At 42.5% G+C, this 15,154-nt stretch carries 14 protein-coding genes; 1 reads left to right on the plus strand and 13 read right to left on the minus strand.

Annotated elements, in window-relative coordinates; translation table 11 throughout:
• Nucleotides 1-224: 224 nt before the first annotated feature.
• The gene (locus ACQ4N7_RS28930) at nt 225-1,160 is read left to right on the plus strand and encodes a hypothetical protein (protein ID WP_430714895.1); all 936 of its coding nucleotides are present in this window, start codon (nt 225-227) and stop codon (nt 1,158-1,160) included.
• Between the two features lie 70 nt (nt 1,161-1,230).
• Here the strand turns inward: ACQ4N7_RS28930 and ACQ4N7_RS28935 are convergent, their stop codons facing one another.
• From ACQ4N7_RS28935 to ACQ4N7_RS28995, 13 genes are all read right to left on the minus strand, one after another.
• The gene (locus tag ACQ4N7_RS28935; protein ID WP_430714896.1) at nt 1,231-2,451 is read right to left on the minus strand and encodes a glycosyltransferase; all 1,221 of its coding nucleotides are present in this window, start codon (nt 2,449-2,451) and stop codon (nt 1,231-1,233) included.
• Nucleotide 2,452: 1 nt separating this feature from the next.
• Nucleotides 2,453-3,643 carry a glycosyltransferase gene (locus ACQ4N7_RS28940; RefSeq protein WP_430714897.1) on the minus strand — a complete coding sequence of 397 codons (1,191 nt, stop codon included), beginning with the start codon at nt 3,641-3,643 and terminating at the stop codon, nt 2,453-2,455.
• Nucleotides 3,644-3,678: 35 nt separating this feature from the next.
• Nucleotides 3,679-4,938, minus strand: coding sequence for a glycosyltransferase family 4 protein (locus ACQ4N7_RS28945; RefSeq protein WP_430714898.1), 1,260 nt, complete (start codon nt 4,936-4,938; stop codon nt 3,679-3,681).
• Nucleotides 4,898-6,307 carry a hypothetical protein gene (locus tag ACQ4N7_RS28950; RefSeq protein ID WP_430714899.1) on the minus strand — a complete coding sequence of 470 codons (1,410 nt, stop codon included), beginning with the start codon at nt 6,305-6,307 and terminating at the stop codon, nt 4,898-4,900. Before ACQ4N7_RS28950 ends, ACQ4N7_RS28945 begins: the two co-directional genes overlap by 41 nt.
• Nucleotides 6,304-7,326 carry a glycosyltransferase family 4 protein gene (locus ACQ4N7_RS28955; RefSeq protein ID WP_430714900.1) on the minus strand — a complete coding sequence of 341 codons (1,023 nt, stop codon included), beginning with the start codon at nt 7,324-7,326 and terminating at the stop codon, nt 6,304-6,306. The genes ACQ4N7_RS28950 and ACQ4N7_RS28955 overlap by 4 nt, the downstream gene beginning before the upstream one ends.
• On the minus strand, nt 7,323-7,997 hold the full coding sequence (locus ACQ4N7_RS28960; protein WP_430714901.1) for a class I SAM-dependent methyltransferase: 675 nt from the start codon (nt 7,995-7,997) through the stop codon (nt 7,323-7,325). The genes ACQ4N7_RS28955 and ACQ4N7_RS28960 overlap by 4 nt, the downstream gene beginning before the upstream one ends.
• 709 nt (nt 7,998-8,706) lie before the next feature.
• Complete coding sequence (locus ACQ4N7_RS28965; RefSeq protein ID WP_430714902.1) at nt 8,707-9,687, minus strand: glycosyltransferase family 1 protein; 981 nt, start codon at nt 9,685-9,687, stop codon at nt 8,707-8,709.
• 253 nt (nt 9,688-9,940) lie between these two features.
• Entirely contained in the window at nt 9,941-10,825 is an 885-nt protein-coding gene (locus ACQ4N7_RS28970) for a sulfotransferase (RefSeq protein ID WP_430714903.1), read from the minus strand.
• A 94-nt stretch (nt 10,826-10,919) separates the two neighbouring features.
• Nucleotides 10,920-11,654 carry a sulfotransferase family 2 domain-containing protein gene (locus tag ACQ4N7_RS28975; protein WP_430714904.1) on the minus strand — a complete coding sequence of 245 codons (735 nt, stop codon included), beginning with the start codon at nt 11,652-11,654 and terminating at the stop codon, nt 10,920-10,922.
• A 167-nt stretch (nt 11,655-11,821) separates the two neighbouring features.
• On the minus strand, nt 11,822-12,127 hold the full coding sequence (locus ACQ4N7_RS28980) for a hypothetical protein (RefSeq protein WP_430714905.1): 306 nt from the start codon (nt 12,125-12,127) through the stop codon (nt 11,822-11,824).
• Between the two features lie 12 nt (nt 12,128-12,139).
• Nucleotides 12,140-13,312, minus strand: a complete 1,173-nt coding sequence (locus ACQ4N7_RS28985) for a glycosyltransferase family 4 protein (RefSeq protein ID WP_430714906.1) — start codon at nt 13,310-13,312, stop codon at nt 12,140-12,142.
• The gene (locus ACQ4N7_RS28990; protein ID WP_430714907.1) at nt 13,299-14,387 is read right to left on the minus strand and encodes a glycosyltransferase family 4 protein; all 1,089 of its coding nucleotides are present in this window, start codon (nt 14,385-14,387) and stop codon (nt 13,299-13,301) included. The genes ACQ4N7_RS28985 and ACQ4N7_RS28990 overlap by 14 nt, the downstream gene beginning before the upstream one ends.
• Nucleotides 14,387-14,968 carry a class I SAM-dependent methyltransferase gene (locus ACQ4N7_RS28995; protein ID WP_430714908.1) on the minus strand — a complete coding sequence of 194 codons (582 nt, stop codon included), beginning with the start codon at nt 14,966-14,968 and terminating at the stop codon, nt 14,387-14,389. Before ACQ4N7_RS28995 ends, ACQ4N7_RS28990 begins: the two co-directional genes overlap by 1 nt.
• Nucleotides 14,969-15,154: the final 186 nt, after the last annotated feature.

Here is a 15,154-nt window from a genome sequence, read left to right on the forward strand (position 1 = left end):
ATGATCTTTTCCCGGAAGTCAAGTGAGTAGGCTTTCATCACACTCTCCTAAAGGAAAACCAAGACTGTAGCGTGCGCAGTATTTCCTCTACTTTGATCGTACCTCGCCCATTCAGGAACCGCTATATTGGCCAATAAACATAGCTCTGTAACAAAGCAAGTATTATGATACCAATAAAACTTAGTAAGACCACACGTATTTTTAGCATATCACTAGCTGTAATTTTGGCCATAGAACTTTTTGCCCGCTTTGGCCTCGGGCTAGGCACACCGCCTTTGACAATTGGGCATCCTACCATCGAGTACATGTTTAAGCCTGGGCAGGATGTCTACCGTTTTGGCAATCATATTCTTATTAACCAGTATGGAATGCGATCAGAGGATTTTCCTGCTGAGCACTCAGGTCCTGATGAGATCAGAGTTATGGTGTTTGGGGACTCAATTTTAAACGGAGGTAGTCAAATCGGCCATGAAAATTTAGCGACAACGCTGCTTTCGCAACAGTTAGCCCAGAGCCAAAATAGGCGGGTAACCGTTGGTAACATATCAGCAGGAAGCTGGGGGCCAGGTAATTGGTTAGCTTATGCAAAGGAGTATGGTTTCTTTGATGCCGATATTGTCCTGTTAGTATTATCTAGTGATGATTATGCTGACAATCCTTCCTTTGCCCCTCTCAACTTGAATACTCATCCAGTCCGTCGTCCTAAATCTGCACTCACAGAAGCTCTAAGCCGTTATCTACCCATGTTTTGGAATAAGTGGATGGCTAGGAGAAATAAAAACCACGATGAAAACCAAACCGTGACCCAAGAGGCTAGTCCAGAGGACATTGAGCAAGGGTTACAAGATTTGAGGGACTTTCTAACCTTAGCTAGGACCGAATCTCAAACAGTGATAGTTTTTTTGCACTTAGAAAAACAGGCACTGGAATTGGGACACATCAAGGAGGGATATTACAAGATTGCCGAATTATGTGAGCAATTGGGCATTTCAGCAATTTCCTTAGAGCCATTCTATCGGGAATCTATCAGCCATGGTGTTGACATCTATAGAGATAAAATCCACATGAACAAAGCTGGCCAAAAAGTACTAGCCGATGCAATCTTATCAAGTTTAGAGGAGCGAGTACCGCTTGACAAAAAGTTGACTGATGATAGATGAGAAGCCTAGGCTGCTTGTCTTATCTGAGGTATGGTGAGCAAATTCTGCTACCAAATGCTGATTAGATTGATTATTTTTTAGATTTGTTGTTTTGTTGAGTCTTGGAATATTCTAAAGAAAGAGGCTTTCCAGACAAAATTTCTTGATAAGTCTGAGCTAGCTGTAGAGAAATGTGAGGCCAGTTGTATTGTTCTTGAGCTAGTTGTTGAGCGTTCTGCCCCATTTTCTGCCTCAGATCTGGTGATGTCAATAATTTAGCTAGGGCAGGAACCCAATCACTAGAGTATCCTGGCACAACTAAACCAGCAGTCGCCGCTTGAATTGCTGGGGAAATTTGTATATCTGGGGTAATTACCACGGGTAGGCCAGCCGCGAGAGCTTCAGCTACAGCAACGCCAAAGTTTTCTGAATAGGACGGTAACGCAAATAGGTCAGAACCTTGAAGCAAGATATCTTTAGCTACGCCAGAGGCGAACCCAGCAAAGGTAACACTTTTGGAAATTTTTAGGGTGCGGGCTAAGGCTTTGAGACGATCGCAGTACCCGGTGTCTCCGGCACCTGCCAGCAAAAGGTGATAATTATGAGGTTTTGGATTGAGTTGGGCAAAGACCTTTAGCAAAAAATCGGGGCGTTTTTTCTCATGTAAACGTGACAAAAATAGAATGACCTTGCAGTCGAGTGGTAGATGATAGTGATCGCGCAACTGTTGTGATGCATTGGCGATAACGGGTGCAGCCTTGACCCCCAAGGGTAAGACTATAGTAGGAGCGAGAACCCCAAAGCGATGAGCATCCTCGGCTTCGGCCGAGGTGGTGCAATGAATCGCAGCAGCCCGGTTTAGGGTAGGCCGCTCTATCAATCGACTGTAGATTTGTTTCTTGCGCTGGCTTTGTTGAAGTGCCCAGGGAGAAAGCTGGCCAATAGTTCGAGTGATGTACGGAATATGGTAGTGATAGGCTAACTTTGCCGCTACAGTTGGAGCAAAGCAAAAAAGATAGTGGTTGTGAATGATGTCATATTTACTCAGATGCGCAATAAACCACCGAGTTAACTCAACAGACGGAATAAACTCCTTAAACCGGGCCAATCGAGAGAAAAACCAAACCGGGATACCGTTGTAGTCAACCTGACAACCGGTTGGCACATCCAGCAAACCAGCTTCATCATCATTGGTCGTAGCTATTTCAGCGTCTATGCCAAAATCTCGCAGGGCACGAACCGTATTAAGGGCCACTTGGGTTGGTCCACCTAACTTATAGCTCAGCGACGGCAGCACGTGAAGAACTTTCATATTACGATGCTGCCAGATCAAATTCTTTGAGTAAAGCTGACAAGTTAGCCTGAAATCTGGGGAATCCATAAGTTGCATCTACCTTTTCCCGCAAAATCTCTGGCTTATAGAGAATAGGGTGTGGCGACTTACCCTGAAGAATCTCTATCAAAGTACTGGCTATTTCTTTCACGTTTTCAGGATCAACCAAAACCCCCAATTCTCCATTACGTAGCGCATCGATAGCGCCATCTTGGTTGCCCCCGACCGTAGGCTTGCCGCAAGCTAAGGCTTCAAGGTAGACAATGCCAAAGCCTTCGCTTTTGCTGGGCATAGCAAAGACGTCGCAGAGGTTGTAGTGGTCACATAACTCATTGTCAGACACAAAACCAGCTAATGTCACGCAGTCTTGCAGATCTAATTCGGCAATCATCTGTTCAATACGTGGGCGATCGCTGCCTTTTCCGACCAAGATATAGTGAATCGTGGGCAAAGCCCGACGGATCTCCGGCAAAGCTTTTATGATTTGATCATACCCCTTATGACGTTCGCTACTGCTAAGTCGGGATACCGTTAAGATAACAGGCTGCTCAATATGCAATTGGTAACGCTTTAGTAATACTGGTGATTTAGCCGCAATTTTAAATCGCTTTGTTTCGAAAGTGTTGGGTAAAACCACAACCTGATTTTCGTCCAGGTTTTGTTCAATTAAAAGTCGACTGCGAGTGTAATGGCTAACAGCAAGGATAAGATCGGCATGACGCAATGATGCTTTCAACAAAGGGGCTCGAATATTCCAAGCATCTACTCCATGGGCTACAGTCCAATAGGGTATGCCAAGAAACCGCTTTAGTCCGTAGGCTACAGGAATGAAATTAAGGTGAGTAGTGAAAATTAGTTGAGGCCGCTTCAAACATCCCCAGAGCAAGAGGCTAATTGCATAAGCAACTGTTCGCAAAGCCTTAGGCCAACCTCCAAAACAATGAAAACGAAAATTTGGCCACATTTCAGTGCTTAAGGCTACCTGACGATCGTGCTTGAGAAAGACCTCGGAATGTTTAAAGATCGCAGTAGATCGGATAGCCCGTAACAGGAAGTCAGAATATACCTGTATACCGCCCTTAAACTCAAACATATTGGGTATCCATAGATGTAAGATACCTTTTGAAGTAGGATTGAGAGGTGTCAGATGGTCTTGAACAGGTTTATCCATGGAGAAGATGATTAAGAGCAAATGATAAACGAGTTTTAGAATCCACCATCGAGCAATTCTGAAACTTTTCCCAAAAATTTCTGTCGATAATTCTCCCAAGTAAGGCGTTCTGCACGACGTCTGGCAGCAACCCCCATAGACGCTAACTTTTTAGGATTTTGGTAACACCACTCCAGCTTTTCCTGAAGTGCGTCAGCATCACGAATAGGGACAATAAAGCCTTCGACTCCATCAGTAATAATCTCAGGTCCAGCGGCGTTGGGGGTAGTGATTATAGGAACTCCACAGGCCATAGCTTCAAGCTGCACAAGGCTCAAACCTTCGACCAAAGATGGCAACACAAACACGCTAGCACTACAGTAATGTTTACTCAGGCTAGCATGGGGAACGCTGGGTAGATAGTGAATGTGATCTCGATATATCTCTAGCCACCCTTGGGGAAATTCGTTAACCCCAACCAACTTCAGTTCAGCATCGCGGAGTTGAAGGGTTTTCCATGCCTGCAATAAATAGTGGACGCCTTTTCGGGGGCCAACTCGACCTACAAATAGTGCGCGAAACGTCGTATCGCGCTTGGGCTGAGGTCGAAAATAATCAACTGGTGCGCCATAAGGAATCACTGAGATGCGCTCTGGTGCTATTCCCACCTGCAAGAGCGACTGCTGCGTCATAGAAGAAGGCACAAAGATATGATCGGCTAACTCAATTTCTTGATCTTTGCGCTCGAGCTTCCATGCTGGTTCATTTACAGCTTGTAAAGACGAAGCAAGTTCTGGAAAAAGATTAGCTTCGTCTTGTTGAATCTGGCGGCTTGTGCGGTGAAACACAATCGGTAATTCATAGAAACAGGTTATACCTCGCTGTTTAGCCACTTTAAATGTAGAGGCTGCACTATCTTCATAGGCATAAATGACATCAACATGATCGAGATGGTGCTTTGCTACATGGTGATCTAGGGAGGTGTAAACCCAGTCTATAGGCCCATGTTTCCCTAGGCCCAGGTGAGCACTGAGGCCCGACTTTACTAAAGAAACTCTCAAGGCTTCTTTCCAAGCATGAGTCCGTAGGACTGCATGCTCAGGGGCAACCCAAGTACGTCGTTCTAGCTCTCGACTGAGAGATCGCTCTATAGAACTAGGCAGTAGTTGAATGGCCTGAGCTAATCGACCTTTGGGGTTGTAGGCGATTGTTGTAATCACCTCGTGCAGCAGGTCTGCCTCGGCTATTGCAATCGCAGCATTGCGAGCAAAAGGGTTACTGGTGTGATGCACTAGGGATATGCGTCGGATACCCATAGAGAAGACCTGGTTGTTGAGCTTTTTGCCATTGGTCTACACGCTGTAGGTGGGGAAACAAGAGGATGAATCCGTAGAAAAACCAGTGGTAAACGTTAGCAGTATGGTTATAAACCATTTGAGAAATGAGTGTTATACCTTGATAGACAAAAGCGCTAAGGGCCAACTGTCGCAAAAATGGGTGATTGAGCTTAAGATAAACCTTAAAAAGGGAATACAGCAGCACAAGCCGCAACCCATACCACAGAGAAAACCCAATCGGCCCGACTTCTAGGGCAATACGACCCATTTCGCTCTCATAGTAAACTGGAATGACTTCTCCTGCCGAAAGATGAAATATCTTACGCAGCATAGAGTTACCTTGAAAAGTCGCCCCCAATCCATAGCCATCAAATCCTTTGAACTTAAAGTTGGTAAAGGGCTGAATAAAACTATTAGTTATTCGTCCGGATACATCCTCATTCTCAGTTGCTCGCGTGAAAAACGAATCAAATGCGTACCGAAAGCTTTGAGTAACAACAACAAAGCCAACTACTGTTGGCAAAAATATTTTACGTACACTACGAAAAAAATTAGAGAAGTTAGTTAGTGCTTGAATGCCTAAGTAACCCAAAATCATTAAGATGGATCCAAAGATCACACTTCTTGACAAGGTCATAAAAGAAGTGATGGCTAGTAGGACTACCTCGGTTAGGGTCAGAAGTTGCCATAGTCGGGGTTGAGGGCGGGTCAGCATAGGCAACAATAGACATAGGCAGGCTAGCAGGTAGGTTGTATAACCTGACAGATAAGAGAATGTTCCTGTTACCCGGACAGTACCTAGGCCAGAGACAGCTATACCTGGGGCTTCATCGCCCCAAGCGTAAACATTCAAAGGACTAGTTGGCGGGCTAAAGAATTGAGCAATTGCCAATAGGCCCACTGGAATAAGCAGGAGTAAGTAGTTACGAATAAACTGGTATAGCTCCTCCTCAGTCTCAAATATTTGAGGTACTAGCCAAATGAGAGGTATGTAGAGAAAATAATTTTTGAGGCCAAAAAGGCCAATGACTATTGAACCCAGACTGGGGTTAAAAGCTTGCAGACTTCCCCAAACCGCCATACAAGCTAATAACATCAGAACGATTGGGGTTTTAGTGAAAACCCGATTTTGACCTTGAGAAAATAAGAAATAACGTAGGTAAGCACCAATTAAAACAAAATCTTTAAGGAAGTAAATAAACTGACTTGCTTGGGGAAGTACCCATTTGCGTAGAGCCCCCTCCAGCACGACCAAAATTAAAATAGCTTTGACAGAACGCCGCCAGTCTTGGGCAGCAAGTAGGATAACTAAGCTAAGAGCAACAGAAGCTAAAAGTACATTGCTCATGAAAGCGCCTCCTCTAAAACTTGGAGATAGGCTTTAGCTACGGTAGCCTGATGATGTTTTCGCAAATGGCTAGAAGCGTTTTCTCGATACCGAGCAAGTAAAGCAGGCTGAGTTAGCAATTGCTCTAGCGCTTGAGCTAAAGCCGACTGATCGCCATTAGGAAACGTAGGGCCACAATTGCCAATAGCCTCCTTAAGTCCGCCCCCTGATGAGCCCACAGCCACACAGCCGCAAGCAATGCCTTCTAACGCCACCACACCAAAAGGTTCGTGCCAACGCGAAGGAACGACTAAAATTTGGTGCTCGTTGAGTAAGCGAACTAGCTCATCGCCAACTTTTGAGCCAACAAAAGTAACCTGAGTGTCTATTGCTAGGTCTTGAGCCTGCTGCCGTAGGAGCATATCATCTTCGCCCGTACCAATGACCGTAAGCCGAGGAAAGAGATCCTTTTTCTTAAGGTCTGCGATCGCGCTTAGCAGCAAATCTAAACCTTTATCGGAGACCAAACGCCCTAGAAAAACTAATTCCTTGGTGCGCGATACATCTGTTAGACAATAAAATAGGTTATCTCGGTAAGGGTTAGGAATCAGGATTGAGGGATGTTTGAGATGATCAGCGATAGGCTGACTGATGGCAATTGAAGTGGAAAATTTCACCATAAAAAGCTTTAACTTCGTCAGCCAGGTAGACTGCTGACTGGGATGTTGGAGCCAGGTTTGGTGACGAATGACCCAAGGGGTTTGAGTCAATAAGATGGCCCAGGCTTGTTTCAGAAGCATGCCGTTTTGGAGGCACACATCACACCAGAGTATTAGCGCTAGCAGCTGAGTTTGACTAGGACGACGGATAACTGGAAAAGGAAACTGCTTTTCCTTACCATTTTCTGATACGTTGAGAGTATGAGTGATTAGCTTAACTTGATGCCCTAGTCGAATAAATTCACGGGCCAGAATCTCAGCATTTGTCTCGCTGCCACCTAAACTAGGATAGAAAAAACGAGACGAAATCAAAATATTCATGAGCCATTAGATTGAGACTTTCTTCGAATCCAAAGACACAAAATATCTCCTGGTAAATCATCCTTTAGGAAAACCGTAGCCAACGATGAAAGTAGTTTAAGGCTAGGACGTGACGTTACTGATGTAGACTTCGGAAATGTCCACGATTCAATAATTTCAAGATCATGTAACATTAGTAGACGCTTAAGAGGCTCTAGGAAAACAGGATAGATGTGAGTGGGTTCACCCTTAGTATCAAACTGTCGCAGATTGCCGGTCAAAAGCAAACGTATACGACATAGAACAGAATGTAAATTAGGAGTCGTCAATAGAAGATAGCCGTCATGGTTAAGAAACTCGGCGACATGACGCAAAAACCGACCTGGATTTTCTAGATGCTCAATTACCTCAATAGAAGTAATTAGATCAAAGGTTTGTCCTTCAAGTCCAATAGTGCCATAATCAAGATCGGCCACAACAAATTTACCTTTTGATGCCTGGAATCGCTCTACATCTTTATCTACACCGTACAGATTGTGATAGCCAGAGTTTCCTAATCGCTCTAACCAGGCACCTGCACCCGCACCAAGATCAAGAATGCTTGAGTTCTTGTCAAACTTAGCCTCAACGGCAAGGGCTAAGAACTCATGGAGTCCTTTAACCATGGTAAATTCAGTTAATGCATGATTCATAGGCTACTATTTCTCGACTTCCAAACAATCGTTAGAATATTAGCACTAAATCGTCGACCCCGGAATGGGTCAATTTTTTGTCAATGATATTGAGGAAACTTTGGAGTTCTCCCTAAATTTTTGAATAAAAATTCGGGGTTCATAAAATCTTGATTCTTTAAGTATTCGAGAAATATCTTGACGAACTAATGCAGTGATGTGGGTAGGGCATGGTGATTCACTAAAATCAGCAAAATAATTACAGATGACTAGAGCAAGGATCGAAAGCTAGCTTTCATTGTTAGGGGTACTAAAAATTAAGAGTCTGCCAGGCTTAAGCAGCCTAAGCCATTCTCGACCAGTAGCCCTAAGATTTTCAAGGTGTTAAATAACCTTTGCTAAAACAATGGTGTCGAATATTTCGTTTTTCAGATCTAAGGAATTGCTTAGTAGATCTAGCTGCATCCATACAACAGCGGGATCAAGAGGTTGCGGCTTTGGTTTAGATATCTACTGCTATGACAAATTCAAAAAGGTTTAAATCTAGCAGTCGGTGAGTTAATAATCCCTGTTCTGCCCCAGCCAAGAGCCGCTTCTGATTCGGAATGCTATTTGAGCAAAATTTTCAAAACGAGCATAGACAACTGAATTGCTAATGCCGACACTGAAATCAGCTAAAAATTTCTCTGCTACTGTAAGGTTGTTGGGGTTAATGATCATTGATCCATAGTTAAATTGCATTTAAACTGTAGAGAAGAGCATTGTATGCCTGAGCCTGAGCCCTTAAATTATGGACCTGATACCAAGAATAGGCATTATCTGCGATCGACTGCATCAATGCCAGATCCTTTTTTTCAGTGTTGTATTGTGCTGAAAGAGCGTAATGCTTACCAGGTTGTAATCCCTCTTCATAGAGATCGGACATAGTGGCGCTAATGGGTATGACTCGGTGGGCACAGTACGCTGCGAAAATTGTGGATTTACCAAGAAATGTAGGACTATAGTTGAAAAAACCTGCTATGGAGCCGGAGAGAATGACAGAAATCTTTTCGCTGGAAAGGCAACCCATAGCGGTAATCGGTACAGTACCTATATTGGCGGGAAGTGAGCTAAGGGGAGGGCCAATGTCAAGAATCTTTTGTACATCTAGGTATTGGCAAATTTGGCGCAACTGCTCTAATGAATCTTCGTAGACTTTAGTGCGTTTGCTGCATCCTCCAAAAACGACGAGACGGCAGGCACGCTCAGACAAGCTGGAAGGGTTTTGTAGCTCGCCTACGGTTGAAAAGACAGGAAGTGTTGGAATAGTCGCAAACCGTTCTGGCGCATAGTTCTGAAGTAGCTCTGCGTAAGAATGCTTGCTAGTAAGGATACGATCGCTCAACAAAACCAATCGTTTCGCTAATTGATGCTGCGAACCTGAAAGCCAAAAGGCACTCGTCCAGGGCAGACCTGATGCTGCTACCTCATGAAACATTGTGATCAAGCACGCTTTTGGATAACTAGCTTTCCAGTGGAGCAAACCATCGACCAGCCATTTAGGGCAACCTCGCTTAGCATAGCCATAGCCTACGTAGTGCAACAGTACAGTCTTTACACAACGAACTTGCACTAACTGAGCAAATAATACTTTTGCTGACCGTTCCGTAACCTTGGTGGTGTAAAACCCATCTAGTTGATTATCGCCAACCCAGGTGGGATCTCCTACCACAAAATGAGTTTCAACACTAAAATCCGACCGAAGTTGACGAGCTAGGGCAAGGGCGTAATCACCTACCCCATCAATAGAGGGAGGAAGGCGTGGAATTACGGAAATAACTCGCCATGATTTTCTCGAGTTAGCCAGTCGCACTATAATTTAGGGTTTTTAAGGATTAGATGGAATAGGCCAATTAATAAGAATGCAGAGTAATATTTGGCCTTATTCTGCGCCTTCAGCATTTGCATTTACAACCGCCTGCAATCTAATTGATATAACCATACATTTTTAATTCACTATGTGCTAGTTTTTCTGCTGAGTGTAGTTCCGATTGATCTCGACTTTTGTGTTTTCCAATTGAGCTAGACGATGCTTTTCGCAACCTTTTGATGAAACGTTTATCAAAATCTACATCTAAGAAATTGGTTATTTTTTGGCCAATGACTATAGGTTGAGTTACCAACTCTTCATATTTTATCTGTAGAACCCGACTACCGAGAGTCACATCCCTTTTAGAAAAGAAATCGTCACAGCGTTTGACCATTTCTTTCCACATCCAAATTGACCGCACATACTCTGAAGCTTGAATAAACTCATCAGCTTCACTTGATTCAACCCACCAAGGTATGTATTGATTTTTGCAAAAGTAGCCTAGTGGTGATTCTGATGTACGATGACTACTTAATTTCTCATCAGTCAATGAACCATAGGTTTCAACTAACGAATTGGCACAATCTCGGCCATCACGAATCAAATAAATGATTTTACATTCGGGAAGTGCTCTATAAACAAATTCAGGGGTAAAACTAAAAAAGGGTTCTTTATAAACAAGTCTTTTTATCTGATGATTGCGCTGAAAAATCTCTTTTAACTCCTTAAAGGTTAAAGAGCCAGAAAGAAAATGTTGAATTGCTTTTGCTCGAGATCCTGAATAAGCATCAAGATAGACATTTAGAGTAGATTCTAAAGCATAGTCCATACACTTTTGGCTGATGTTGGTGAATTCCTGAGTGGCAATAAGGTGAATAACAGGAACCGGAAAAGATATACCCGACAAACATTCGGTATAAGGAAGCACGTTCAAGCAGCTCATCAAAAAGGTAGTTCCTGATCGTGGACATCCTAATACAGCAACATAGCCTAAACCCATATCTATCAATCTTTGTTATTACTTCTCAAGATCATCAACAGTAACAGTAACAGTAACAGTCAGAATAAAGTTTTCCTTGACTAAAAGTCCTTGTTCAAGTTTTTTCTAGGCTGAGAAAGAGTCCTGATTTATAGCGTTTGCGAAACACTTTTTTCGCATGATTATACAACTCAAGGTCCAGCAAATTTGCCTCTAAAATGACATCCCTACTCTTTTGATCTAAATCATCTAATTTGGGCCGATTTTGAGTAACTTTCGAAAGATCTTTAACTTTAAAGTTCGAAAGATTTAAATCCTTTGACAGTATTTCTTGGCAAAAGTCTATATTCTCTAAGAAACCAAAAAAGTTGTAATGAAACTCAAGATTTTTTTTGGCATGCTTAAGAATAGTTCCTGCCGCGATCTTTCTTGGTAAAATTTTTGAAATTTTGTTGCATGGAAACCCTGCAATGAACTTTGTTTGTATGTTTTTATACTTTTCGTGTTTATAAAATTCGCCGATGGAATATCTTTTTACATCTTCTAGGTTAGGATGTCGGTAGTGTAGTGTATCACATTGCCGCACGAAGTAATAATATGAAACTGCCCGATCTAGAGGTTCTCTTAAGATCACAAAATAATATTTTCTATTACTATTCCTCAAAAAATGGTGGACTCCATAAGGATAATGCCCTTCCAAGAAACTGATATTGCCAATATCCTTTAGGAAAATGCTTGCAAACCCCGTGAACCTGTATCTTTCAATATCTTGACTTACAATTAAGCTTTTCTTAATTGATGTGCCACCAGTTTTTGGTATATGGGTGAAAAGTATAATAGTTTGGTTCACAAACAATGATGTATTTCCATGAGTAGTACAAACTTACAAAAGGTAATCTTTTGGAAAAACCTGACTATATTTCCAAGTACTAGACTTGTTTGATTTTGCGCTTATATAATCTCCATGTTGTGTTTTGTTGGGAGAGTTAAATACTATACTAAATAGCTCTTACGCAGCTATCTTGATGCGATAAATATAGAAAGTTGCAATTTCTTCAGCTTTCTTTTAGGCCCACTTACCAATGACTCATCTTTGATAAGCAGGCAATTTAGCTCCTCTACGATGGATAAACCACGTAATAAGACTGATCGACTCTGGTGAAATTCTCTACTAGATTGCTCACAGCTAAAATAATTAACTGCAGCAATGAGTAATCGCAGTATCAAAAATACATCTTTAGCTTTCTGAATACACTGCTTAACCGTTGCATCTAGAAAATTGAGTAACGTATTTATGTGGACATTTATAACACCAATATCCATGAGCGTAACTCATTATACGATTATCACCTTGGATTTGGAAGAGCCTTCCAAATCAGATTGAATCACCAATTCCTTTAGATATCTTTCAGCGATCGCTTCCCAGGAGAAGTGCTGATAATACTTGGTTGGCCAGGAAGCCAGATCAGAACTGTTAGTAAGAGTTTCCAATGTTGGGGGAAAGGGTTGCAATCGACTGCCCAGCAAGGAGCGCAAGTCCTCTACACCACCTGCTGTCGTTGCAAAAACGGGCATACCTGATTCCAACATTTCATTTAGGCAAAGCCCCCAACCTTCTACACGGCTACTAAATAGTCCCACGTGGTGATTAGCTAGTAGGTCAAAAAGCTCTATTCTACTAAACTTTGGAATAATATTAACGCGACTATTCTTACTCAATTTGGAAAGCGACTTAGAAAACCGACAGTCGCCACATCCAGCAATCGTAAAACTATCTTGGGAGTTCATAACAAGCCAATTTTGGATAAAATGGCTGAGCTCAGTAGTTCCTTTGTGATGAACCCAACGCCCAATCCATAAAAATTTTATAGGCTTCGCTTCTGGTTGAAAACGCTTTGTTCTGATATGCTCTAACTTTTCTTGATCACTTGCAGAAATAGCGTTGTAGTAAACAGTTAATTTCTTTTTCCAAAAAGGGAACCACTTTTCCATCCACTTAAGTTCATGGGTTCCCAGACAATATATCTGGTCAGCACCTGACCATCCACGTATGACATCTACAGCATGTAAGCCAGCATTTAAACAACGGATAGGAAACCGTAGCAAGTTTCTCCAACCCTGCTCTATATCTATGCTTAGACCACTGAGTAAGTAAAGTAGATCGGGCTGTACATCGCGGCAGACAATCAGTGCTTTACTTCTAATTAAACTAGTAATTAAAATAGGTGGGCAATCAATTATATCAAAGTCTGATTGCGTTTTAAGGTAAGTCTGCAAACTTTTTTGCATGTAAGAATATCGATTCCAACTACGAACTGAAGTTGGAATTGGTGGTGGAGACCAGAGAGTAATGCTATGCCCTAGGTCTTTAAAGGCTTGGCCCAGGTTAATTGCCATCTGGGCAGCTCCATACTCAGGGAATAATGGTGCATGGGTTGCTATCAAAATCCGGAGAGATCGTTCTTCAATTTTTTTGGTCATTTCCTGCTGCAAACTAGGATTTTGCATAAAGCTCTAGATGCTGCTCGACAACGCTCTCCCAGTTCAGAGTTGTTACCCATTGACGAGAATGGGTTTGCCAATGCTCATACTCTTCTAGAGATAAATTAATGATTTTGCGGATAGCTTGAGCGATCGCCTCTCCTGAGTTTTGCTCAACTACCCATCCAGTCTGCCCATGCTCTACAAACTCCCGCATTGCCCCCGCATCGGTGCAAATAGCTGGAGTTCCACAGGCTTGTGACTCTAGCAGCGTAAAGCCCATAAGTTCTGGTAAGCGAGTATAGTTGCCATAACAACTAGTATATACAGAAGGCAATACAGTTACCTTTGCCGTCCGATATTCGTTGATAAGGCGCTGATCATCAGCATCATGAACAAACTCAATAGGTAATCCCTTAGCCTGCTCTTTCAAGTCGCTGTAGAACTGATCATGATAAGCTCTGCCGATGATGACTAGGCGATAACCCGTTTCTTGCAGTGAGCGCATGGCATCGACTAGGTAATTAATGCCCTTGTGAGGCAATAGACGTCCTACGTAGAGAATTTTGTCTTCCGCCGGTAGGGAAGGATCGGGGCAAAACTTATCGATGTCAATGCCGCCTTTGATTAAGATCGCTTTTTGTCGCAGTGATTCAGGAATAAAGCCAATTCCAAACTGGGAGTAGGCTATGGCTGCTCGGTATCCCTGAAATACTGGAAGTTTGCGGTTGAGCACTAAATTACCACCGCCCCCGTAGTCAGTTACAAACATCTTTTTGCCAAGTAACCGACCTACTAAACAAGCCACATCTGATACAACGGTATTGATGTTGTGAATATGGACAATATCAGCGTTAATCACTGACGTAAGGTAGCGAAGACTGATAGGGTTAATGCGGTTTCCGTAAATAAAGTGCTTAACCGGATAAGTTTCAACTCGGAGACTACCAACATAGTGTGTCTGGCGACTGGAAGCAAAACTGACTAGTGTAGCGGGGATACGTTTTGCCATCCATGTAGCTAATTCAGTTGGGTATCGCTCTCCACCGCCAATGACTGAATCGTTGTCAAAATAAGTGGGGGTAATATGAGCAACACGCATCAATCAACCTTCGCAATAGATTTCAGCTCAAAATAGAGAAACCAGGCCGGAACAATCCAAGCCCATCGTTCTTCATAGGATTTAGGAAAACGATTTGCCAATCGGGAAACAATTGACCGATTAAATCGCCCCCCTTGAAACATCAAAAAGCGATATTGAAGTTCAAATCGTGCATTAGAGTAATAAGCTAGTTCATGACCATTACAAAAATAGTCAAAGGAAAAATAGCTTAAATGATATTTGTGAGTTGGATCAATGTATGAATTTGCACAACTAAAGTGAGGTGTTGTGATAATTAAGACACCTCCAGTTTTCAAAATCCGATGAAATTCTTCAAGTGTCTTAGGAATATTAGTGAGATGTTCAATAACATCGAAGCATTCAATTTTTGAAAATATCTTATCCTCAAATGGATAAGGAGTATTTTCTAAATCCCAGACATAGTCTGGCGAAACGTCTTTAGATACATCAAGCCTAACAACCCCTGGTTCAGGGTCGCGTTTACCACATCCTACAGATAGAACCAATGACTTGGTAAAGTCATGCAACTGTTTACTATCTTCATCCTGCAACAGATCCATTTAAGTCAATTTCTCCTGCACTAGCAAGCAATTTTTTAAGCTTAGAGCTGGGCTTATAGACCAGGGCTATTTCATTCTAAAAACGGTCTTGAGTGTATCTAGGCCGAATTTACAGAATCGTTCAGCCTGAGCCATATTGGAGAAGGCGTTGGAGCGGTAGAGATTGAGCGCGAAGTTACGAGCGAC

Origin of the sequence: Nodosilinea sp. AN01ver1 (assembly GCF_050565655.1) — a bacterium.
Classification (GTDB): domain Bacteria; phylum Cyanobacteriota; class Cyanobacteriia; order Phormidesmidales; family Phormidesmidaceae; genus Nodosilinea.

What these genes read in the sequence shown, in the direction of transcription:
- ACQ4N7_RS28935 (WP_430714896.1), bottom strand. Translation starts at nt 2,451, where the DNA reads ATGAAAGTTCTTCACGTGCTGCCGTCGCTGAGCTATAAGTTAGGTGGA.
- ACQ4N7_RS28940 (WP_430714897.1), bottom strand. Translation starts at nt 3,643, where the DNA reads ATGGATAAACCTGTTCAAGACCATCTGACACCTCTCAATCCTACTTCA.
- ACQ4N7_RS28945 (WP_430714898.1), bottom strand. Translation starts at nt 4,938, where the DNA reads ATGGGTATCCGACGCATATCCCTAGTGCATCACACCAGTAACCCTTTT.
- ACQ4N7_RS28950 (WP_430714899.1), bottom strand. Translation starts at nt 6,307, where the DNA reads ATGAGCAATGTACTTTTAGCTTCTGTTGCTCTTAGCTTAGTTATCCTA.
- ACQ4N7_RS28955 (WP_430714900.1), bottom strand. Translation starts at nt 7,326, where the DNA reads ATGAATATTTTGATTTCGTCTCGTTTTTTCTATCCTAGTTTAGGTGGC.
- ACQ4N7_RS28960 (WP_430714901.1), bottom strand. Translation starts at nt 7,997, where the DNA reads ATGAATCATGCATTAACTGAATTTACCATGGTTAAAGGACTCCATGAG.
- ACQ4N7_RS28970 (WP_430714903.1), bottom strand. Translation starts at nt 10,825, where the DNA reads ATGGGTTTAGGCTATGTTGCTGTATTAGGATGTCCACGATCAGGAACT.
- ACQ4N7_RS28980 (WP_430714905.1), bottom strand. Translation starts at nt 12,127, where the DNA reads ATGGATATTGGTGTTATAAATGTCCACATAAATACGTTACTCAATTTT.
- ACQ4N7_RS28985 (WP_430714906.1), bottom strand. Translation starts at nt 13,312, where the DNA reads ATGCAAAATCCTAGTTTGCAGCAGGAAATGACCAAAAAAATTGAAGAA.
- ACQ4N7_RS28990 (WP_430714907.1), bottom strand. Translation starts at nt 14,387, where the DNA reads ATGCGTGTTGCTCATATTACCCCCACTTATTTTGACAACGATTCAGTC.
- ACQ4N7_RS28995 (WP_430714908.1), bottom strand. Translation starts at nt 14,968, where the DNA reads ATGGATCTGTTGCAGGATGAAGATAGTAAACAGTTGCATGACTTTACC.